The 20,245-nt window shown below is 40.4% G+C and carries 21 protein-coding genes; 2 read left to right on the top strand and 19 right to left on the bottom strand.

The features are described from left to right. Positions 1 to 45 precede the first annotated feature (45 nt). Positions 46 to 921, top strand: a complete 876-nt coding sequence (locus tag BLO34_RS08760) for a cyanophycinase (protein ID WP_317039224.1) — start codon at positions 46 to 48, stop codon at positions 919 to 921. Positions 922 to 1,025: 104 nt separating this feature from the next. Here the strand turns inward: BLO34_RS08760 and BLO34_RS08755 are convergent, their stop codons facing one another. The 5 genes from BLO34_RS08755 to BLO34_RS08735 form a co-directional block, all read right to left on the bottom strand. After that, positions 1,026 to 1,964, bottom strand: a complete 939-nt coding sequence (locus tag BLO34_RS08755) for an isoaspartyl peptidase/L-asparaginase family protein (RefSeq protein ID WP_090754529.1) — start codon at positions 1,962 to 1,964, stop codon at positions 1,026 to 1,028. A gap of 129 nt (positions 1,965 to 2,093) precedes the next feature. Beyond that, positions 2,094 to 2,930 carry a helix-turn-helix domain-containing protein gene (locus tag BLO34_RS08750; RefSeq protein ID WP_197672884.1) on the bottom strand — a complete coding sequence of 279 codons (837 nt, stop codon included), beginning with the start codon at positions 2,928 to 2,930 and terminating at the stop codon, positions 2,094 to 2,096. A 142-nt stretch (positions 2,931 to 3,072) separates the two neighbouring features. Further along, entirely contained in the window at positions 3,073 to 3,912 is an 840-nt protein-coding gene (locus BLO34_RS08745) for a hypothetical protein (protein ID WP_090754527.1), read from the bottom strand. A 241-nt stretch (positions 3,913 to 4,153) separates the two neighbouring features. Next, positions 4,154 to 4,885: a hypothetical protein gene (locus BLO34_RS08740; RefSeq protein WP_090754525.1), complete on the bottom strand. Its 732-nt coding sequence runs from the start codon at positions 4,883 to 4,885 to the stop codon at positions 4,154 to 4,156. 8 nt (positions 4,886 to 4,893) lie between these two features. Further along, positions 4,894 to 5,346, bottom strand: coding sequence for a hypothetical protein (locus BLO34_RS08735; protein ID WP_090754522.1), 453 nt, complete (start codon positions 5,344 to 5,346; stop codon positions 4,894 to 4,896). Positions 5,347 to 6,030: 684 nt separating this feature from the next. Between BLO34_RS08735 and BLO34_RS08730 the strand changes: the two genes are divergently transcribed. After that, positions 6,031 to 6,597 carry a TetR/AcrR family transcriptional regulator gene (locus tag BLO34_RS08730; protein WP_090754521.1) on the top strand — a complete coding sequence of 189 codons (567 nt, stop codon included), beginning with the start codon at positions 6,031 to 6,033 and terminating at the stop codon, positions 6,595 to 6,597. Here BLO34_RS08730 and BLO34_RS08725 read toward each other — a convergent pair. The 14 genes from BLO34_RS08725 to trpD form a co-directional block, all read right to left on the bottom strand. Further along, positions 6,594 to 7,706 carry an alkene reductase gene (locus BLO34_RS08725; protein WP_090754518.1) on the bottom strand — a complete coding sequence of 371 codons (1,113 nt, stop codon included), beginning with the start codon at positions 7,704 to 7,706 and terminating at the stop codon, positions 6,594 to 6,596. The two genes, BLO34_RS08730 and BLO34_RS08725, sit on opposite strands and share 4 nt — an antisense overlap. A gap of 95 nt (positions 7,707 to 7,801) precedes the next feature. Then, positions 7,802 to 8,425 carry a bifunctional phosphoribosyl-AMP cyclohydrolase/phosphoribosyl-ATP diphosphatase HisIE gene (hisIE, locus tag BLO34_RS08720; RefSeq protein ID WP_090754516.1) on the bottom strand — a complete coding sequence of 208 codons (624 nt, stop codon included), beginning with the start codon at positions 8,423 to 8,425 and terminating at the stop codon, positions 7,802 to 7,804. Between the two features lie 102 nt (positions 8,426 to 8,527). After that, the gene (gene hisF / locus BLO34_RS08715) at positions 8,528 to 9,346 is read right to left on the bottom strand and encodes an imidazole glycerol phosphate synthase subunit HisF (protein ID WP_090754514.1); all 819 of its coding nucleotides are present in this window, start codon (positions 9,344 to 9,346) and stop codon (positions 8,528 to 8,530) included. After that, positions 9,343 to 10,101, bottom strand: a complete 759-nt coding sequence (hisA, locus tag BLO34_RS08710) for a 1-(5-phosphoribosyl)-5-[(5-phosphoribosylamino)methylideneamino]imidazole-4-carboxamide isomerase (protein WP_090754512.1) — start codon at positions 10,099 to 10,101, stop codon at positions 9,343 to 9,345. The genes hisF and hisA overlap by 4 nt, the downstream gene beginning before the upstream one ends. Before the next feature lie 187 nt (positions 10,102 to 10,288). After that, on the bottom strand, positions 10,289 to 10,888 hold the full coding sequence (gene hisH / locus BLO34_RS08705; RefSeq protein WP_090754510.1) for an imidazole glycerol phosphate synthase subunit HisH: 600 nt from the start codon (positions 10,886 to 10,888) through the stop codon (positions 10,289 to 10,291). Next, positions 10,885 to 11,994, bottom strand: coding sequence for a bifunctional histidinol-phosphatase/imidazoleglycerol-phosphate dehydratase HisB (hisB, locus tag BLO34_RS08700; protein WP_090754508.1), 1,110 nt, complete (start codon positions 11,992 to 11,994; stop codon positions 10,885 to 10,887). Before hisB ends, hisH begins: the two co-directional genes overlap by 4 nt. A 39-nt stretch (positions 11,995 to 12,033) precedes the next feature. Continuing rightward, entirely contained in the window at positions 12,034 to 13,230 is a 1,197-nt protein-coding gene (locus tag BLO34_RS08695; protein ID WP_090754506.1) for a pyridoxal phosphate-dependent aminotransferase, read from the bottom strand. A 60-nt stretch (positions 13,231 to 13,290) separates the two neighbouring features. Beyond that, on the bottom strand, positions 13,291 to 14,583 hold the full coding sequence (gene hisD, locus BLO34_RS08690) for a histidinol dehydrogenase (RefSeq protein ID WP_090754504.1): 1,293 nt from the start codon (positions 14,581 to 14,583) through the stop codon (positions 13,291 to 13,293). Further along, positions 14,583 to 15,434: an ATP phosphoribosyltransferase gene (gene hisG, locus BLO34_RS08685; protein ID WP_090754502.1), complete on the bottom strand. Its 852-nt coding sequence runs from the start codon at positions 15,432 to 15,434 to the stop codon at positions 14,583 to 14,585. The genes hisD and hisG overlap by 1 nt, the downstream gene beginning before the upstream one ends. A 241-nt stretch (positions 15,435 to 15,675) precedes the next feature. Continuing rightward, positions 15,676 to 16,458: a tryptophan synthase subunit alpha gene (trpA, locus tag BLO34_RS08680; RefSeq protein ID WP_090754500.1), complete on the bottom strand. Its 783-nt coding sequence runs from the start codon at positions 16,456 to 16,458 to the stop codon at positions 15,676 to 15,678. A 98-nt stretch (positions 16,459 to 16,556) separates the two neighbouring features. Then, entirely contained in the window at positions 16,557 to 17,723 is a 1,167-nt protein-coding gene (gene trpB / locus BLO34_RS08675) for a tryptophan synthase subunit beta (protein WP_090754498.1), read from the bottom strand. Next, a complete protein-coding gene (locus tag BLO34_RS08670) occupies positions 17,720 to 18,358 on the bottom strand; it encodes a phosphoribosylanthranilate isomerase (RefSeq protein ID WP_090754497.1) in 639 nt (212 codons plus the stop codon). Before BLO34_RS08670 ends, trpB begins: the two co-directional genes overlap by 4 nt. Further along, a complete protein-coding gene (trpC, locus tag BLO34_RS08665) occupies positions 18,355 to 19,158 on the bottom strand; it encodes an indole-3-glycerol phosphate synthase TrpC (RefSeq protein WP_090754496.1) in 804 nt (267 codons plus the stop codon). The genes BLO34_RS08670 and trpC overlap by 4 nt, the downstream gene beginning before the upstream one ends. Before the next feature lie 93 nt (positions 19,159 to 19,251). Continuing rightward, positions 19,252 to 20,244: an anthranilate phosphoribosyltransferase gene (gene trpD / locus BLO34_RS08660; RefSeq protein WP_090754494.1), complete on the bottom strand. Its 993-nt coding sequence runs from the start codon at positions 20,242 to 20,244 to the stop codon at positions 19,252 to 19,254. Position 20,245: the final 1 nt, after the last annotated feature.

Here is a 20,245-nt window from a genome sequence, read left to right as displayed (position 1 = left end):
GCCTTTCTCTAGACAAATGGTATTTTTGCAGCTGCAAAAAAGCTTATGAGAATGGATATCAAAGGAACGCTTATACCAATAGGTGGAAATGAAGATAAGGGAATTGAGGAGTTAGAGATCTATACACTGGAATTTATTCAAGAAGGAATTCTTTCACGAGTCGTGGCAGAAGCTGGCGGTAATGATGCTACGATTGTAGTCATTCCTACGGCGAGTCAAATCCCAGTTGAGGTAAGTAAGAACTATTTAAAAGCCTTTGGTACCCTAGGATGTGATAATGTTCACATCATGGATATTAGAGACCGTGAGGACAGTATCAAACCAGAAAACCTAGAATTGATGCGTCGCGCAGACTGTGTTATGTTTAGCGGTGGTAATCAGTCACTAATTACACGTAAAATAGGTGATACAGAGCTTCATGATATTATCATGGATAAGTACCAAAACACCAATTTTGTAGTTGCCGGAACTAGTGCAGGTGCCATGTGTATGTCTAAAGAAATGATTACTGGTGGCAGTGCCAAAGAATCTTTTGTAAAAGGCGCCGTAGGTCTAGGTCAAGGGATGTCATTTATTCCCAGCTTGATCATCGACTCCCATTTTATACGTCGTGGTCGTTTTGGAAGACTTGCCGAAAGTGTTTCAACATTCCCCAACTTGTTGGGTGTAGGACTTGCAGAGGATACGGGTCTTGTCATCAAGAAAGGAAAAACGATCGAGGTGATAGGTTCTGGTATGGTCATCATTTTTGATCCTAGAAAAATGAGTCATAACAACCTTTCCTTAATAGGCAGTGGCGACAATCTCTCTATTGCTAACATGAGAACCCACGTATTATCCAATGGCGATATTTTCAATATCAAGAAAAGAAAGCTAAAAATTCTTCCTGCAGATATTCACGTTGTCAGTGCTCAAGACTAGTTGCACTTGAGTTGATGAAATGCTACCAAGTCTTACTTATTGATGATGTTTTGATATGAGTTCGCTTTCGCGAAAGCGAACTCACAACTAATCTCAATTCACAATTAGTCTTGATCGGAATAGATAGAAATGGTTTTCTGCAATTTTGCTCCTGCGAAAGCGCGATACATTCCGGCTGTATTAAACGGTAACGTGATGTTTCCTTTAGCATCTACTGCGATCAAACCTCCATCGCCGCCTAATTTTAGGATACGTTTTTGTATAACCTCGTGAGCAGCATCTTCCAGCGACATGTTTTTGAATTCCATGAGCGCGCTAACTTCATAAGCAACAACGCCTCTAATAAAATACTCACCGCTGCCAGTACAACTTACTGCACAGGTGTCGTTGTTGGCATAGTTTCCAGCGCCTATCATAGGTGAATCTCCTATGCGTCCCCATTTTTTATTAGTCATGCCGCCTGTAGAAGTAGCCGCTGCCAGATTCCCATTTTGATCCATGGCTACAGCTCCAACTGTTCCAAATTTAGAATCCTTTTTCACCGAGTGGTCCAGCTGGAAACTGTCGCTTCCCTTGATTTCTTGCCACTGGTCGTATCGTAATTGATCAAAGAAATAATCAGCATCTTCAAGTTGGTAATCCCTTGATTTTGCAAATTCCATGGCGCCATCACCAGCTAGAAATACATGCTCGCTGTGTTCCATCACATCTCGTGCTAGGTCCACAGGATTTTTGATTCCAGTAATTAGAGAGACTGCACCGGCATTGAGATCTTTCCCATCCATAATGGCAGCGTCCATCTCGTGTGTCCCTTGGGCAGTAAACACGCTACCTTTTCCTGCGTTAAATAGTGGTGAATCTTCCATGCTTTTGACCGCAATCGTTACAGCTTCAATGGCACTGCCACCAGATTCTAGGATTTCGACTGCTGCGTCGATAGACGTATCCAACGCTTGTTTATAGGCGTTTTCTTTTTCGGTTGTCATGTTTTCCTTGAGCAAGGTTCCTGCGCCACCGTGAATGGCAATGGTGTAGTTTTTCATAGATGGTGAAAATACTCAAGTTGGAATGATTACTTCAAAAAACAGTGCTAAACCATAAGGTCTTTTTGATCTTTAAAAAGCATGATGTGTAACTTAGAATTTGTGACTACTGAGAATTGCTATAATGCCTTATAGCTGTTTCATCTCTATATTGAAGAGGTGAGCTACCGGTCTTTTTTTAAAGAATTTAGAAAAATGGCTGGGCTCTTTATATCCTAATTTATAAGCAATTTCTTCAGCTGTAAGGTTTGAGGATTGAAGCAGTTTTTTTGCTTCTAGCGCTATTCTTTCGTTGATAATTTTTAATGGTGAGGTAACTTTGTGTTTTTTAAAAAAATTGGAAAGGGTTTTGGGCGATTTAGAAAGCAAATCTGCATACTCAGATACTTGATGTTTCTCTTTGAAATGTTGCTCTACCAGAACATTAAACTTTCTTATCAAGTCCACTTGCTTACTAGAGAGTTGATGTAACTCTTGATCCTTTTTAACCAGCGTGGTAGAAGTTATGAGTAGGCGTTTAAGTAAGGTGCGGAGCATTTCACCCTTCACCATGTCGTTGGTATTGAATTCCTCTCTGAAAATAATAAACAAGGCTTCAAAATATTTTTGATCATTTTCATCCAGAGTAATTATTGGAATACTTGAAGAGCCGTAGAATAATAATCCCATGCACGAGACCTCAGCATCATGATCCCTAATACAAAAGAACTCCCGACTAAAAAGAAAAGATCTCAGATTACTAATTTCCTTTGGGATTTGAATAAGGTTGGAAGGTGTGCTGAATAGAACTTGGTCTTTTTTGAGAATGATGCTACAACCATCAACTATCAAGTGTTGCTCACCTGAGGTGCACCAAATTATTTTGTAAAGATTTTGAAGATCTAAAAGGTCTAGCGATGGCTTACGTTGAAAGTTTGTAAGTACAAAGAGACCTTCATGCCTGCCATCACGAAATTCATGTTTCATGAATTAAAAATACCAAATTAACACCTTTGAATCTATCAAACATATTTTCAAATTCAATACCAGAAGTAGGTGATGGGAATTTCATAGAAGAAAAAAAGCGTTTTGAATGTCAAAGACGCTTTTAATTTCACATAGCTGGTATTTATGAACCTAAGTAAACAAATACATTAGTCACAATGCTTGCTTGGCTAATGGAAACGGCAGCGTTGCTTGTTCCAGAATTCACAGTCACCTGATGATTATGAGCTCCTGAAGATTCAGTGTTTCTCGGTAGGTCTGTGTAGTTACCGTTGGAAACAAACGCGTTAAAATTACTACCACTTCTAAACCACATTCTATAAAGGTCTGCCGCTTCATCACCATATTGATGATCATGTGCTCCAGAATTATCGGTAGAACCGGTCAAGGCAGGAATTTGATTTGCTGTAAGTGTAACCTCATTACCAGTAGAGTTTCCTGATGTTGCTCCTAGGGTTTCTCCTGTATTTCTTGCTTTTAATATTCTGTTGGTTGCGTTAGGAAGGTTGTTCACAAATCCTAAGGACACTGCAGACAGCCGTGCATCATTAGGCAAATTTGTCACAGGTCTACCGTCTAATAAATACCATCCATTGTGATCAGTAGGTTGGAAACCGTTTTTTATATCACCTGCTAAAGTTTGTGCGGTCACTGTTGCTATTAAAGAGGTCCAAGCGTTTCCATCCCAAACGTAATATCCTTTACCTGATCCGTTAATAATGGACGGGTTTGTATTGTAGACCATCAGTCCTTCAGCGTTGGGCACTATGTCATCAATAGAGGCATTTGTTACATCAGTAAGAGCAACTCTCGGTCCTAGAAATCCTTTGTTAGAGCCTGACAGATCTAATATACTAGATGGGTCTGGCGACACGGTGCCTATTCCCACTTGCGAAAACGTAAACGCTGGAATAAGTAAAAGTACTGTTAAGTAATAGTTTCTTAAATAAGTATTGTAGAGCATTTAAACTGTAATTTCGTACAATACTACAGGGTAAGAGTAGTTATAAAGTCAATTTAATCGACTAAACGCAATAATATCGACGAAATACACAATTAACAAACTTAATGTAGGAATACTCTGTAAGAATAGTGTCATTCATCGATAAAACTAATGTCACTTGATCAAATTTATTATTTAAGAGATTTAAGAAAGGTCATTCCATCAATTCGATCCAAATATTGAACTTTGGTCCAAGACGCATTTAATCAACTTTTTCAATTAGCAATGAAATTGTGTTAGCTCTTAGTCTTATCGAGCTATTAGAGGTGTTGTACCCTAAATAAACCATATCTCCAGCATTAAGTCTAACTAGCGTGGTTTTAGCTACATGAGAGCTCACACCGTCATTTGAAGTTCCTGCATATCCAATACTTCGATTTAGTATAGTCGCAGAAGCAATGGTAGACCCAGCAGCAATAAACATTTGAATATTTCTATCTAGAAGTGTTGTGCTTATTAAGGTTGCTGCATAGCTTACTTTGTAAACTCCTGATGTGCTCACCTGCAGGGACTCAGGATGAGCAGTAATATTTTGTAAAGTATTTGTTTCATGGATCATGCTAGAAATGGCAAAATTGCCTCCAGTAGTTGGAGTCAAATCTGTGTCTCTATAAATCTCGCCAAATGCTCTGTTAGATCCAGAATCTTGCCACGTGGCATTTCCGTTAGCATCTGCTGTAAGTACTTTTCCATTATCATCTCCTGGGGAACTGTCAACAAACCTTAACGTTCCATTGATTTGTAATTTGGCTGTAGGTGAATTTGTTCCAATACCCACATTCACTGACGGACTCACTGCAGAATTATCTCCTAATATAATAGTGTTCTCCTGAGTCGCTGTCGCAAGTTGGCCTATAGCAACACTATTTGAAGCCTGCGCCTGTGCCGTATTTCCAACGGCAATCGCATTTGCAGCTGTGGTGCTAGAGTTCATCCCTAGATTTATGGATCCGTTCGAATCAATGGAGCCTGCGGCAATATTGTTGACCTTGAAATTAATGGGTTGATCGTTAGTGATCCTAGAAAATCAGTACTTAATAAAGTGTTTCCGTTTTTGGACCAAGAATTATTGGAAGCGTCTGTAGTTACTTTATCCCATCTCGTTGCGTTCCAATAATAATATCCTATACCATTGCCGTCTGACACATTTGGATTGGTATTGAAAACGGTAAGTCCCACAGGACTTGGATTCACTCCATCTAAACTATTTGATAATGCACCTGTTAGAAATACACGCGGAATTAATAAGCCTTTATCAGTAGATGATATATCTAAGATGCTGGAGTCATCTGGTTGAGAGGTGCCTATTCCAACTTGTGCTACTGCATCACCGCAGTTTAATAGTAGAAAAGCTGCGATGCACAAGTTTCTTCCAATTGAGATATAAATTTTCATACGGTGACTATTAATTAAAGAACTATTTCATACCAATAAACTTAACCGATGTTTAAGATTATTAGGATGAAACACGATAACAACCGATTAAACACCAATTAAATGACCTCATTCATATTCAAAAAACTCATTACATCTAATTTTAGCCTTTAAATTAGGAATTGCGAACTTTTTGTTATGCAAGTTTGTGAGCCTCTAATTGAATTAGCGGGTTATCATATGTGAAATCGTTGAAAGAGTAGTATTTCAAAGCATTAAGAATCAGAAAATAAGACCTATGCTAGTTTTTAAATATCGTAAGATTAAATGTAGTTGATTGACAATATATTCAATCAAAGAAGATCAGATTTCAATACTATTAACTATAAAAATATGTTAAAGGATTGAATTTCGCTAGTAATTCATTGAAACTAATAAATCAAACTTATTAGAAATTAGCTCTAGATTTTCTAAGTAAATGATTCATTATTTCATACTCAGAATGGTCATTAGATCCATCAAATCAGATGAAAAACATGTAAATAATTATATACAATTAATCATAAATCATGTTCTACAAAGCATTACCTATGAACGAAATGCATTGATCAAGCCATGAAGACCTTTCAGAATCTATCTTGTTTCCAAATTGTTTGTCTCACGTTAAACACATAACGAGAAATGTTGATCGCCTACCTTTGCGACATGACCACCCGTAAAAAACAAATCGTCAGGACGGCCGCACAACTTTTTAAAGCTCGCGGTTATAGCGCAGTTACCATGCGTGATCTTGCCGCAGCCATGGATATAAAGGCGGCGAGTCTATACAACCATATTTCGGGAAAGCAGGAAATACTGGAGCAATTGATCCTAGAGGTGGCTCGCAAGTTTACTGCTGGAATGGATGCGGTAAAGACTGATGGTGGTACCGCTTTCGCGAAAGCGGAAAAACTCATAGCCTTACACATAAAAATAGCTGTCGAAAATACCGATGCTCTCGCGGTCTTAAACACAGACTGGATGCACCTAGAAGGAGCTGCCTATGAAGAATACATCGCATCGCGCAAGAAATACGAATTGGATTTTAAACAAATCCTTCATGAAGGAATCAACAGCGGCGAATTCAAAAACTTGAGTGTGGAAACCATGCTGTTTAATCTATTGAGCACACTACGATCCATCTACCTGTGGATACCAAAAAAATCAGCTACCGAAGTAGCTGATCTTAAAAAGGAATTACCCAATATTTTGTTGACGGGACTTAGATCCTAGTTGGCCTTTTCCTCTTCCAGTGTTGGATAATCTGTGTATCCTTCACGACCTTGGGAATAAAACGTATCCTGATTCCAGTCTGCGGTTTCGGCTTTTAATTCAAAACGATGTGGTAGGTCTGGATTAGAAATAAATAGTTTTCCAAAAGCCACCAAATCTGCATTACCGTTTGCAATTACCTTGTTTCCCGATTCACGATCAAACTCGTTGTTGATCATCAAATTACCTTTATAAATAGGACGGAAATGTTTTGCAATATCGCTTTCTAAAAAGTCGATGTCACTAACATCTGTAAACGGCTCAGACATATGAACATAAGCCAAGTCATGATCATTCAAGCGACTCACCAAATAATCAAAAAATGGAATCGTATCTGGTGTTCCCTCAATTCCAAATACGCCATGTAGCGATGGATTCAAGCGACAGCCTATGTGATTCTCTGGCCAGCTTTCTTTAACAGCCTCCAGTACTTCAAAGAAAAATCTAGCTCGGTTTTCATTGGTACCGCCGTATTCATCGGTACGCACGTTTGACTTATTATTAAAGAACTGGTGAATCAAATACCCATTAGAACTATGGATTTCTACTCCATCAAAACCAGCTTTTTTAGCGTTAGCCGCTGCATGGCCAAATTCTGCTACCGTTTGCTTGATTTCCTCCTTGCTCATTGCATGTGGCGCAACTGTTTGTTTTTTCTCGCCTTTGGCGTTGCGTAGTTCGGTTTCTGGATCAACCGCACTTGGTGCCCATGGTAATTGTCCATCATGATAATCAGGTAAAGAAGTTCTTCCTACATGCCATAACTGGCAGAAGATTTTACCGCCTGCGTTGTGTACGCTCTCGGTTACTTTTTTCCATCCTTCTACTTGGGCCTCATTAAAAATTCCTGCTACAAAAGGATAACCTCTCGCTTTTTCAGATACCTCGCTACCTTCTGAAATTATCAATCCCGCACCTGCACGTTGCGTGTAATAATCTATATGTTTTTGATCTGGAGCTTGATGTTCGTTTGTCGCTCTACATCTTGTTAACGGCGCCATGATGACACGGTTTTTTAGTTGTACTGCTCCAATTTTTATAGGTTGTAATAACTCTTGCTTATCGCTCATTTTTCTGTTTTTATCAAAGTTATTGTATGTACAATTAAATGCGGTTAAGCTGACGTTAATTGACAGATTTTAAGAGAATAGGGCTGTAGAGGCTCTTATTTTTTGTGTCGCTTAGCAAGTTCTTTTTCGATATCAGCAAGTGAAAAACCTTTTGCTTTAAGCAGTACTAAATAGTGATACATTAAATCACCAGCCTCGTATAAGAAATCTTCTTCCTTTCCATTAATGGCATCGATAACCGTTTCAACAGCTTCTTCACCTACCTTTTGGGCAACTTTATTGATACCTTTTTGTATCAATGAATACGTATAAGAACCTTCTACTTTATCATCAATTCTTTGGTGAATGGTTTTTTCTAAATCGTTTATAGTAAAGCTTGATGGTGTATCGATTTCTTTAAAATGAATCTCATCTCCTGCTTCAAAACACGAAGTTTCTCCTGTGTGACAAGTTGGTCCATGAGCATTTGCCATGATGAGGATGGCGTCTTTGTCACAGTCATTAGATATACTAACAACATCCAAATAATTTTCGGAAGATTCACCTTTTGTCCACAGACGTTTTTTACTACGCGAGTAGAAAGTCACACGCTTTTCTGTTGTGGTTTTTTCAAACGCTTCTTCATTCATGTAGCCCAGCATCAGTACTTGTTTACTGGTTGCATCTTGAACAATGACAGGTAGTAATCCGTTTTCTCCTTTATTCCAATCTAGTTTCATAACTCCAATTTCCGCGCAGGCGGAAATGTTTTGGTTCCGACTACAATGTTTTTAATATGTCAAGCCGTCGCAGGACGGTCTCGCTATTTTACTTACTCAAATTTAGACTCCTATTTTAGCAGGAATACGGATGGCGATTCCAGCTTCAGCCAATTGCTTCTTCAATTCTGGTACGGGTAATTCTCCAAAATGGAAAATACTCGCCGCCAAACCAGCACTCGCATGTGTGTCTTTGAATAATTCTTCAAAATGAGCAGCCGTTCCACCACCACCAGAGGCGATTATAGGAATGTTCAGCTTTCGCGAAAGCGTATCTGTGATCTCCAGCGCAAACCCATTTTTAGTACCGTCGTGATCCATACTGGTCAACAAGATTTCTCCAGCGCCACGCTGCTCACACTCTATACACCAGGCAATCGTTTCTTTATCGGTTTCCGTTCTTCCACCAGACACAAATACCTTGTTGATAAACTTGTCATCCCGGGCTTGATCCGGGATCTGTTGGTCGTTTAAGGAGATTCGTTTCGTATCCACCGCCACTACAACACATTGGTTTCCCAGTTCCGCTGCCAACTCATTGATCAATTCTGGTCTATGAACTGCGGCACTGTTGACTGCAATTTTATCGGCTCCAGCTTTGATGATTTCTTTGGCGAGTTTCACGTCATTGATGCCACCACCAACGGTAAATGGAATGTTCAATACCGCAGCAATCTCGCGAACAAGCGGTACTAATGTTTCTCTTTTCTCAACGGTCGCTGTAATGTCTAAAAAACACAATTCGTCAGCGCCTTGATCAGCATATTGCTGTGCCAGTTGCACAGGATCGCCAGCATCGCGCAAACCAACAAAGTTGATCCCTTTAACGGTGCGACCATCCTTAATGTCCAGGCACGGTATAATTCTTTTTTTCAGGCTCATACAAATTCTCTCAACTCCTTAAAACTAATTCTGCCTTCATAAAAGGCTTTGCCCACAATCGCCCCTTCACAACCTATTTCTCTCAAGCTATGCAGGTCTTTTACTGAGGCCACACCACCAGAAGCAATTAATTTAATATCATTATCTACTGCAGACGGTATGATTTGATCAGCCGCTTTCCCTGCTTCTATAGAAAGGATCCTTCTATATAAATTATAGCTGGGACCTTGAAGCATTCCGTCTTTTGCAATGTCAGTGCAAATAACATATTGAATGCCTTTTTTGTTCCATTGTTTTATGAACTGAACCACTTCAAGCTCGCTACTTTCTAGCCAGCCGTGTGTGGCGATCATTCCATCTTTAGCATCTGCGCCTAGAATGATATTATCGCTGCCATATTTCTCAATCCAACCCTCAAAAGTATCCGAATCCTTAACGGCTATACTTCCACCAGTAACCTGTTTGGCACCGCTTTCAAAAACCATCTTTATGTCTTCATCGGTTTTGACGCCACCGCCAAAATCTACTTTTAAACTCGTCTGGCTTGCGATGCGTTCCAAAACTTTCCAATTTACCACATGAGCACTTTTGGCGCCATCAAGATCCACAAGGTGCAAGTATTGAATACCATTGGCTTCAAATTCTTTTGCTACCTCAAGCGGATCCTCATTGTAAACCGTTTTTTGGTTATAATCACCTTGTGAAAGCCTCACACATTTCCCGTCGATAATATCTATTGCTGGTATTATTCTCATAATTCTCCGCGAAGGCGGAGATCTCTGTGAGTCCAACACCTTCGACTGATTTATTTGTTATACTCACAGGGCGTAAGCCCCATTGTCCTGCGGACATTTCCCCAAAGGGGAAAATCAATACCGCAAATTCGTTTACTTCTAATGCTAGTTCTAAAAACCTGTCAAAGTCCCTTCTTTTGGAAGGGATTTAGGGTAGGCCTATAAAGTTCTTCAATAATTGCTCTCCAACTCCAGCGCTCTTTTCTGGGTGGAACTGGGTCGCATAAAAATTATTCTTTTGCAGCACGCTGCTAAATGGTAAAAGATAATCACAAACTGCTGCGGTGTCATCACAAACCTCCGCATAATAGGAGTGGACGTAGTACACGTCACTATTACGCTCAATGTTAGTCAAGAGTGACTCTGAATTCTGAACTCCTAACTCATAACTTAAAGAATTCCATCCCATATGCGGCACCTTGAAGTCCTTAGATTGAAACAGTTTCACATCTGTATCAAAAATTCCGAGACACTTTGTATCGCCTTCCTCACTGTGATTGCACATCAATTGCATTCCTAAACAGATCCCTAGAAATGGCTTCTTCAAGTTGATCAATACTTGATCGAGTTCACGTTCTCGCAAATATTTCATTGCCGTTCCAGCCTCGCCTACTCCTGGAAAAATCACTTTGTGGGCAGCTTTTAGTTCTGCTGGATCGTCGGTAACTTTATTTTCAATACCTAATCGGTTGAGCGCGTTTGTCACACTACCTATGTTTCCTGCATTATATTTTACGATCGCAATCATAGCGTGCCTTTGGTGCTAGGTAACTTACCGTCGCCTGTTTGTTTGACTGCCATTTTAATCGCTTTCGCGAAAGCTTTAAACAGCGACTCAATCTTGTGGTGTTCATTGTCACCTTCTACCTTCATGTTCAAGTTGCATTTTGCCGCATCACTGAAGGATTTGAAGAAGTGGTAGAACAATTCCGTAGGCATATCGCCCACATATTCTCTTTTAAATTCTGCTTCCCAAACGATCCACGGTCTTCCTCCAAAGTCCACCGCAACCTGCGCAAGTGAATCGTCCATAGGTAGCAAAAAGCCATATCTATTAATTCCTTTTTTAGTGGATAACGCTTTCGCGAAAGCGTCACCCAGCGCAATAGCGGTATCTTCAATCGTGTGGTGCTCGTCGATTTCTAGATCTCCTTTTACATTGATATCCAAATCCAGCGAACCATGGCGCTGCAATTGCTCGAGCATGTGATCGTAGAATTTCAAACCGGTATCGATCGTCCCGTTTCCAGAACCGTCCAGATCGAGTGTGATTTTAATATCAGTCTCATTTGTTTTTCTATTGACCGAAACCTTGCGCGGTTGGCCTTTCAAGAATTGGAAGATTTCTTTCCAGGAGTCGGTTTTCAAAACCACCAACTCATCTTCAAAATTGGAGTCGTCTGTAATTGACGGCAACTGAATTCCTTTACAACCCAGGTTTTTTGCCAACTGCATATCGCTATTGCGATCGCCTATGACAAAGCTATTAGCAAGGTCATAATTGCCTTTAATGTAATGTGTCAATAAACCAGTTTGAGGTTTACGGGTTGGAGCATTTTGCTCTGGAAAAGAACGATCGATCAATACCTCACTAAAATTAATGCCTTCATTCTCCAGCACATTCATCATCAAGTTATGGACAGGCCAGAAGGTGTCTTCCGGAAAACTATCTGTTCCCAGACCATCTTGATTGGTCACCATCACCAGCTCATAATCCAACTCTCTCGCAATGCGGTGCAACTGGGTAATTGCCATAGGTAAGAATTCCAGCTTTTCAAAACTATCCAGTTGATAATCTGTCGGTGGCTCCTTGACGATGGTCCCGTCACGATCTATAAATAGTACTTTTTTCATAAGTCAAGCCGTCGTAGGACGGCTTCGCTTTTAATTAAACTAAATGCTTTTATATTTTTTCAACGTCTCCATCAACACCTCACATTCCTGAGTCGTTCCCACCGTGAATCTTAATGTATTTGGTATCTGGCTGCTGCGATTGCGTATGATAATGCCTTGATCTTTTAGGTAATTATAAACACCAGCAGCATCTTTCACTTTGGCTAGAATAAAGTTAGCCTCGCTAGGATACACTTCTTCAACATAATCCAGATCTTCCAGCATCGTGCTTAACATCTCTCTGTTGGACTTGATTTCGCCAATTTGCTGATCGGTTTGATCGGTAAGCTGCAAAGCTTTCAACACCGCTTTTTGCGACAATTCGTTGACATTGTAGGGTGGCTTTGTTTTATTGAACAATGCAATAATCTCTGGAGACGCAAAGGCAAAACCAGTGCGAGCACCAGCCATACCGTGCGCTTTAGACATGGTTTGTAACACTATAAGGTTTGGATAATCTTCTAACCTGCGTATAAAGCTTTGGTTTTCTGTGAAGTCTTGATAGGCCTCATCAACCACTACAATTCCATTAAACCCTCCAATTAACCGATCAAGTTTCTCTTTATTTTCTCTAAGTTCTTGATCAAATTCTGGCGCATACGGCATATCCATCATTCCGCCTTTAGTATAATTCTCTGCTTGCCAGTCGTGTTGTAAGTCGGCTTTTAGCAATGCATTTCCCGTTGGGTTATTAGGCGAACAGATCCACAGGAGTTTGATCGACTTGTCATCCTGAACTTGTTTCAAGATCTGCTCGATATCTAATTCAAAACTTGATGTCAACGGTATTTCAATATTTCTAACATCATTAATAGCAGCACTCACCTCATACATTCCGTAAGTTGGTGGGCACGTGATGACTTGATCTTTTCCTGGTTCACAGAAAATGCGATAAAGCAAGTCAATTGCTTCATCGCTGCCATTACCCACGAAAATTTGGTCTGTAGAAATCCCCTTTTGCTCACTCAAGATTTCCTTGATATCACTTTGTAATGGATCAGGGTACCTGTTCAGATTACGGATTTGTAAATCCATATCCAAAATAGCTGGATCGTTTGGGTTCTCATTAGCATCTAGCAAAGTCAGCTCTGCTCCATCAGTTTTGCCGTAGAGTTTGAATTCGCTACGCGCACTAGAGTAAGGCTTCAAATTCCAAATGTTCTTGCGAACTATATGTTCTAAATTGAATGTACTCATGCTCCAAGCCCCTTTGTCCTGCGGACATTTCCCCAAAGGGGAAAATCATTCAGGTACGATCTAATCATTATTTAAACTTTTTAACCTCACGCTCACTGCATTTTTATGCGCATCTAACCCTTCTGCAGCAGCCATTGCTTCAACGGCTGGGCCTAAATTTTGAATTCCTTGAGCGGTTGCTTTTTGATAGGTTACCTTATTCACAAAACTATCTACCGATACGCCGCTGTAATTGCGAGCATAGCCATACGTTGGTAACGTATGGTTGGTACCGCTCGCATAATCGCCTAGACTTTCACAGGTATAAGAACCTATAAAAATCGATCCAGCAACGGTAATTTGATTGGCAACCTCATCAGAATTTATGGCATTTATAATCAAGTGTTCTGGCGCGTAAACATCAGACCATTCCACACATTGATCAATACTTTCTAAAACGATGGTCTTGCTATTTTCTAGGGCAGCCTCGGCAGTTTGCTTTCGCGAAAGCGAATTTAATTGAATCTCTAGTTGTTCATTAACGGCATTGGCAAGTTCTTGAGAATCGGTTAACAATATTACTTGCGAATCGTGACCATGTTCTGCTTGAGCTAATAAATCTGAAGCTACAAATGCAGGGTTTGCTTTTGCGTCTGCTATTATCAAAACCTCTGACGGTCCAGCAGGCATATCGATCGCGACACCTTCTTGTTGTGCCAATTCTTTTGCTCTCGTAACAAATGCATTTCCAGGGCCAAAAATCTTGTAGACATTAGGAACACTTTCTGTTCCATAAGTCATTGCGGCGATGGCTTGAGCGCCACCAACTTTGTAGATTTCGGTAATACCACATAGGTTTGCGGTATGTAATACGACTGGATTAATGTTGCCTTGCGCATCTGTTGGACTACATAAAACTACTTTCTTATTTCCAGCAATTTTTGCTGGAATACCCAGCATCAAAACTGTTGAAAAAAGAGGAGCAGAGCCGCCTGGAATGTACAATCCTACCTTTTGAATAGGTAATGATTTTCTCCAGCAAGTGATGCCCGGCATCGTTTCTACCACAGGATAATCCTGCGTATAACATGCCTTGTGGAATTTGTAAATATTATCGTAGGCTATTTGGATGGCAGTTTTGAGGCTTCCATCAACCTGAGTAGATGCCTGTGCAATTTCTGCAGGCGTTACTTTCAATTGAGTCAATTCTGCTTCATCGAATTGCTTTGCAAAAGCAATAAGCGCATCGTCACCATTCTCGCGCACGAGTTGAATGATTTCCTTTACCGCGTGATCTACTTCAGAACGCTGCTTGAGCGGTCGTTCCAACAAAGACTCTTGGTGGGTTTGCGATGGGTTGATAATGAGTTCCATCAGACGATTAATTTTTCTATTGGGCTTACAAGAATTCCCTGTGCACCAGCATCTTTTAATTGATCGATGACATTCCAAAAGTCATTTTCTTCAATCACGCTATGTAAGCTCGACCAACCTTTTTCTGCCAAAGGAAGTACCGTTGGGCTTTTCATTCCTGGCAATAAAGCTGAGATCTCATCGATCTTATCGTTAGGCGCATTCAACAAAATGTATTTGTTTTTAGCAGCGTTCATCACAGCCTCCATGCGGAACATCAATTTGTCCAGCAATTCTTTCTTCTCACTGTTTAATGATGGGTTCGATATCAAAACCGCTTCACTATACATTACCGTTTCTACCTCTTTCAAGCCATTCATGATCAATGTAGAGCCTGTAGACACGATATCGCAAATACCTTCTGCAAGGCCTATGCCTGGAGCAATCTCTACAGATCCACCTATTTCTTCGGTGGTGGCATTGATGCCTTTATCGGCAAAGAACTTTTTGACAATAGTCGTATAACTACTCGCTACACGTTTACCGTTGAACCATTCAAGACCTGTGTAGTCCACATCTTTTTGAACCGCGAGACTTAAACGGCAACCAGCAAAACCCAGTTGCTTGATCACATCTACTTTCTGGTCTTTTTCTTCCACCTCGTTCAATCCTAGAATCCCAAGATCTGCAACACCTTGTGCTACATATTGCGGGATGTCATCATCACGTAAAAACAAGATCTCGATAGGGAAATTCTTTGCCTTCGAGCTCAATTTGCGTGTGCCGTTATCAAACTTGATCCCACAATCCTTTAAGAGTTGAAGGGATTTATCTGATAATCTTCCTGACTTTTGTACTGCTATTCTAATCATTTGTTCGTGCTTTTCAGCGTTTTGAGTCTCTTTTAGGTCGCTTTTTGTTCCTGATGGAAATGCAAAAACCCGCCTAGAAAAGACGGGTTTTTAAATATGTTGAGTTACATCAATACATTTTTAGCTCGCCTTGCGGGAAGTGTTTAAATGATGGTGATGTACGTTGTTTAATTTCATTGCAATGCAAATGTAAGCGGAGTTACGCTTTCGCGAAAGCGAACTCATAAATAATCACGTTTTTTTAACCTTTAACCGATTTTACAAACTCATGCACCGTGCTAGAAATTTCTGAAGACGCAGAAATCTGACGTATAAATTCACTACCGATGATCGCTCCATCCACGTAATTACATGCATCCTTGAAATTTTGCGCATTCTTGATGTTGAAACCAGTCAATACTGGAGTGTTCAAATTCATGTTATGCAATCTACCCAGATAATCTGCCGCTGCTGAAAAATCTGCTTTAGAGCCTGTAGTACTTGCACTACTCACCGCATATATAAAACCGGTAGAATTATCATCAATCTCCCGTATGCGCTTTTCTGAGGTTTGTGGTGTGACCAAGAATACATTTGAAATATTGTGCTTCTCAAAAGTTTCCTTGAATTCCATTTGATAGGAGTACATGGGTAAATCTGGAATGATCAAACCGTCCACACCAACGGATGCGCAGCGCGCACAAAATTTATCCAGACCAAACTGCATCACGGGATTCAAGTAACCCATAAGTAATACCGGCGTATTGAAGTCTGGATTTGCAGATTTGAATTCTTCTAACTGAGTAAATAGTTTTTCAATAGACATCCCATTTTCCAGTGCTTTTTTGCTGCTTTCTTGTATCGTTGGTCCATCAGCTAGTGGATCACTAAATGGAATACCGATTTCTACCAGATCCACTTTGGAATCTTCCAATGCTTTTAGAATCACTGTTGTGTCCTCCAGTTTAGGATAGCCAGCCGTAAAGAATATATTGAGCAAATTCTTAGGCTTGCTGTTGAATAGTTGGGTTAGTTTGTTTTGCATGTGAGCCCCATTGTCCTGCGGACATTTCCCCAAAGGGGAAAATAGCAGTAGTTATAATTAATTTTTCGCTTTCGAGTTCAAGTTCTGATTCAAGTTTTTCAAAGATCCAGCTCTCTCATATACGTATCCATATCCTTATCGCCACGACCTGAAAGGTTGATGACCACACGATCGGTAGGTTTTAAATCTAGATCTTTCAAAACCGAAAATGCATGAGCAGTCTCTAATGCTGGAATGATACCTTCTAGTCGGCTGCATTCTACTGCTGCTTTCAATGCATCTGCATCGGTTACCGCCATATATTGGGCACGATCAGATACTTTTAACCAAGCGTGTGCTGGGCCTATACCTGGATAATCCAGACCAGCACTAATACTATGCGGCTCTACAACTTGTCCATCTTTATCTTGCATCATAATAGAACGACTGGCGTGTAAAACTCCTGGAGTTCCCAGAGTTAAAGTAGCTGCCGTTTTATCTGTGTCAACTCCTAAACCAGCAGCTTCAACACCAATTAGCTTGACAGATGGATCGTCCAGAAAGTGATAAAAAGCACCCATTGCGTTTGATCCACCGCCAACACAGGCGATAACGTAATCTGGCAGGCCTTGCATTTGTTCTTTTATCTCTTTGGAAATAATAGATTGGTAACGCGCCACCATATCTGGATATGGATGAGGTCCAACTACAGATCCTATGATGTAATGCGTGTCTTCAGGATTGTTGATCCAGTCACGCATCGCTTCGTTGGTGGCATCCTTCAACGTTTTTGAACCGCTCATCGCAGGTCTAACTTCCGCTCCCAACATTTTCATGCGGGCAACATTAGGCGCTTGACGCTCGATGTCTTTCTCGCCCATATAGACGATACATTTTAATCCTTTCAAGGCACAAACGGTAGCTGTAGCAACGCCATGCTGGCCTGCGCCGGTTTCGGCAATGATTCTTTTCTTACCTAATTTTTCGGCAAGTAGAATTTGTCCGATAGTATTGTTCACTTTGTGAGCACCAGTGTGGCAGAGGTCTTCACGCTTTAACCATATTTCAGCACCGTATTTAGCCGATAGCCTTTTTGCTAAAAAAAGAGGTGTAGGACGACCTACATAATCCTTGAGCAGCTGATGAAATTCCGTCTGAAACTCCTCACTTTTCTCAATTTTCAGGTAGTTTTCCTGTAGTTCTTCAATATTTGGATACAGCAATTCTGGTATGAATGCACCACCAAATTCTCCATAAAACCCTTTCTCGTCTACTTGATAGCTCATTTTCTCAATTTTTCAATGAATGTCTTAATCATTTCGATATTCTTCAATCCGGGCTCGTCTTCAAATTGTGAGTTGAGATCTACACCTAGGAACATATCGTGTTTTATTTTTTTTATGTCTGCGACGTCTGTTTTAGAAATACCACCACTTAATAAAAACGGGACATTTCCAGTATAAGAGTCGAGCATTTGCCAATTAAATTTCTTGCCGCTGCCACCATAATTTTTCGTCGCTGTATCGAACAGGAAAAATAGTTTTCCTGGAAACTCTTTTCCTAGTTGCAGCCAGTCTTTTAAAGTGTCAAAATCAAAGTCTTTCTTCATTTGAAATGCTTTGAACACCTTGATGTCTAATTCTAGTAACGCTTTCGCGAAAGCGGAATTCTCATCACCATGCAGCTGCACAACATCTAATTGCAATGGAATAATATCTTGCAGGATTTCCTGAAGCGTGGCATTCACATAAACGCCTACAGTTCCTTTATTCATCGTCAATTGCTCTATTTGAGCCTTCTGTTGATCATCAACAAACCTCTTGCTTTTAGGGTAGCGTATAATGCCCATAAAGTCAATATCCAATTCTTGAAGAGCGTTGATATTGTTGTTTTCTCGCATGCCGCACACCTTGATCATCATAGCGTTGTTTGCTTTATAAATTTAGCGCAAGTACGTCCCGGATCATTAGTCTTCATAAAATTCTCACCGATCAAAAAGCCTCGATAGCCCAGATCCTGCAGTTCTCTAACAACTTCTGGATCTGAAATTCCGCTTTCACTAATAGCCAAAGCTTTTTTAGGAAAGTGTTCCAGCAAATCCTTGCTAATTTGAATATCTGTCTTGAATTTTTTGAGATCGCGGTTGTTCACGCCTATGAGATACGTGCTTGTCTTGAAATCCTGAACTACCTTTTTTACTCGGTTCAATTCTTCCAGATCGTGAACTTCAAACAAAATATCTAAATCTAGATTGATGGCTTCGTTTGCCATTGTTTTCAATTCCTCATCATTCAAACAAGAAGCGATTAGTAAAATTGCATCTGCGCCAAAGGCACGGGCCTCATGGATTTGATACAAGTCAACCATAAAATCTTTACGAAGAATAGGAATATCCACACAATCTCTGGTATCCAGTAGATCTTGTAAAGTTCCTCCAAAAAACGGCTCGTCTGTCAAACAACTAATGGCGCTGGCACCAGCGTTTTCGTACCCTTTGACCACTTGCTCGAGCGTTGCTGGACACTTGAACGATCCTTTAGATGGACTTTGTCTCTTATGTTCTGCAATGATGCCGCTACCGTTCTTTAATGCGTCGTGCATGGATATGGTTTCACGAGTATAATGCGGCATTTCTCTGAGATCAGAAAGAGTTCTTATTTCTTTTCTGATTTTAAGATCAGCGTAGGTTTTATCAGTTATTTTTTTGAGTATATCTTCCAAAAGAGTATTCAGTTTTAGTACAAAGTATTATGACGTTTTATCATCATCATAAGGTGCGGAATAAATTCCGCACCTTATGATGGCGGTGAGGGCTTATTGCATTTCTAATAATTTTTCAAAGCACTCCAAAGCTTTTCCAGATTCTAATGATTCTCTAGCTTTTTCTACAGCCATTAATAATGGTGTTTCTGTTGCTACAGCGATTGCCGTTGCAGCATTTGCGAGCACCACTGATTTTTGAGCATTGGTTGCATTGTTCTCCAGGACATTTTTGAAAATAGTCGCTGCCTCTTCCAGTGTTTCTCCGCCTGAAATTTGTTCCAGAGTAAGTTTCGGTAAATTGAAATCGCTAGGTTTTACATCGGTCACGCCATTGTTACCAGCGATTCTTGTTTTTCCTGTCAAACTCACTTCATCATAACCATCATGTGCGTGCAGTATAGCGTATCGCTTGTCCTTTTCGTTTTGGAAAAGGTATTCGTAATTCCTGGCCAGTTGTAAATTAAAAACACCAACGCTTTGTAATTTAGGTCGTGCCGGGTTTACCAATGGTCCCAACATATTGAAAAACGTTTTGATACCAAGTGCTCTTCTTATAGGCGCCACGGCTTTCATTGCTGGGTGAAATAGTGGTGCGTGAAGGAAACAGATATTGGCCTGATCAATTTGCTTTTCTAGCGTTTCAAAATCATTGGTGAATTTGAAACCCATGGATTCCATCACATTGCTGGAACCACTCACAGAACTTACTCCATAATTACCATGTTTCGCTACTTTCACTCCAGCGCCCGCAGTCACGAAACTGGCAAGCGTGCTGATATTAAAGGTGTTTTTCCCATCACCGCCAGTACCACATAGATCAATAGGGTTGTATTTATCCAGATTAATAATTAAAGCCTGCTCCAACATCGCATCGCGGAATCCAGCCAACTCATCCACAGTAACGCTGCGCATGCCGTAAACCGTAAGGAATGCAGCGATTTGCGAATCGTTGACTTCACCAGCAGTGATGGCTGTAAGGATGTCGTGAGCACGCTTTCGCGAAAGCGTTTTATGTTCAAATAATTCGTTGAGTATTTCCTTCATC

This window comes from Nonlabens sp. Hel1_33_55, assembly GCF_900101765.1.
Taxonomy (GTDB): domain Bacteria; phylum Bacteroidota; class Bacteroidia; order Flavobacteriales; family Flavobacteriaceae; genus Nonlabens.
Note: the sequence above shows the minus strand (reverse complement) of the source record. Positions and strands in the feature narration are given on the sequence as shown.

Bases quoted from the DNA above. Each gene is read 5' to 3' on its own strand.
- BLO34_RS08750 (WP_197672884.1), bottom strand. From the start codon at position 2,930: ATGAAACATGAATTTCGTGATGGCAGGCATGAAGGTCTCTTTGTACTT.
- BLO34_RS08745 (WP_090754527.1), bottom strand. From the start codon at position 3,912: ATGCTCTACAATACTTATTTAAGAAACTATTACTTAACAGTACTTTTA.
- hisIE (WP_090754516.1), bottom strand. From the start codon at position 8,425: ATGAAACTAGATTGGAATAAAGGAGAAAACGGATTACTACCTGTCATT.
- BLO34_RS08735 (WP_090754522.1), bottom strand. From the start codon at position 5,346: ATGAAAATTTATATCTCAATTGGAAGAAACTTGTGCATCGCAGCTTTT.
- BLO34_RS08760 (WP_317039224.1), top strand. From the start codon at position 46: ATGAGAATGGATATCAAAGGAACGCTTATACCAATAGGTGGAAATGAA.
- hisF (WP_090754514.1), bottom strand. From the start codon at position 9,346: ATGAGCCTGAAAAAAAGAATTATACCGTGCCTGGACATTAAGGATGGT.
- BLO34_RS08695 (WP_090754506.1), bottom strand. From the start codon at position 13,230: ATGAGTACATTCAATTTAGAACATATAGTTCGCAAGAACATTTGGAAT.
- trpA (WP_090754500.1), bottom strand. From the start codon at position 16,458: ATGCAAAACAAACTAACCCAACTATTCAACAGCAAGCCTAAGAATTTG.
- BLO34_RS08725 (WP_090754518.1), bottom strand. From the start codon at position 7,706: ATGAGCGATAAGCAAGAGTTATTACAACCTATAAAAATTGGAGCAGTA.
- hisB (WP_090754508.1), bottom strand. From the start codon at position 11,994: ATGAAAAAAGTACTATTTATAGATCGTGACGGGACCATCGTCAAGGAG.
- BLO34_RS08755 (WP_090754529.1), bottom strand. From the start codon at position 1,964: ATGAAAAACTACACCATTGCCATTCACGGTGGCGCAGGAACCTTGCTC.
- BLO34_RS08670 (WP_090754497.1), bottom strand. From the start codon at position 18,358: ATGATGATCAAGGTGTGCGGCATGCGAGAAAACAACAATATCAACGCT.
- hisG (WP_090754502.1), bottom strand. From the start codon at position 15,434: ATGATTAGAATAGCAGTACAAAAGTCAGGAAGATTATCAGATAAATCC.
- trpD (WP_090754494.1), bottom strand. From the start codon at position 20,244: ATGAAGGAAATACTCAACGAATTATTTGAACATAAAACGCTTTCGCGA.
- hisD (WP_090754504.1), bottom strand. From the start codon at position 14,583: ATGGAACTCATTATCAACCCATCGCAAACCCACCAAGAGTCTTTGTTG.
- trpB (WP_090754498.1), bottom strand. From the start codon at position 17,723: ATGAGCTATCAAGTAGACGAGAAAGGGTTTTATGGAGAATTTGGTGGT.
- BLO34_RS08740 (WP_090754525.1), bottom strand. From the start codon at position 4,885: ATGAACTCTAGCACCACAGCTGCAAATGCGATTGCCGTTGGAAATACG.
- BLO34_RS08730 (WP_090754521.1), top strand. From the start codon at position 6,031: ATGACCACCCGTAAAAAACAAATCGTCAGGACGGCCGCACAACTTTTT.
- hisH (WP_090754510.1), bottom strand. From the start codon at position 10,888: ATGATTGCGATCGTAAAATATAATGCAGGAAACATAGGTAGTGTGACA.
- hisA (WP_090754512.1), bottom strand. From the start codon at position 10,101: ATGAGAATAATACCAGCAATAGATATTATCGACGGGAAATGTGTGAGG.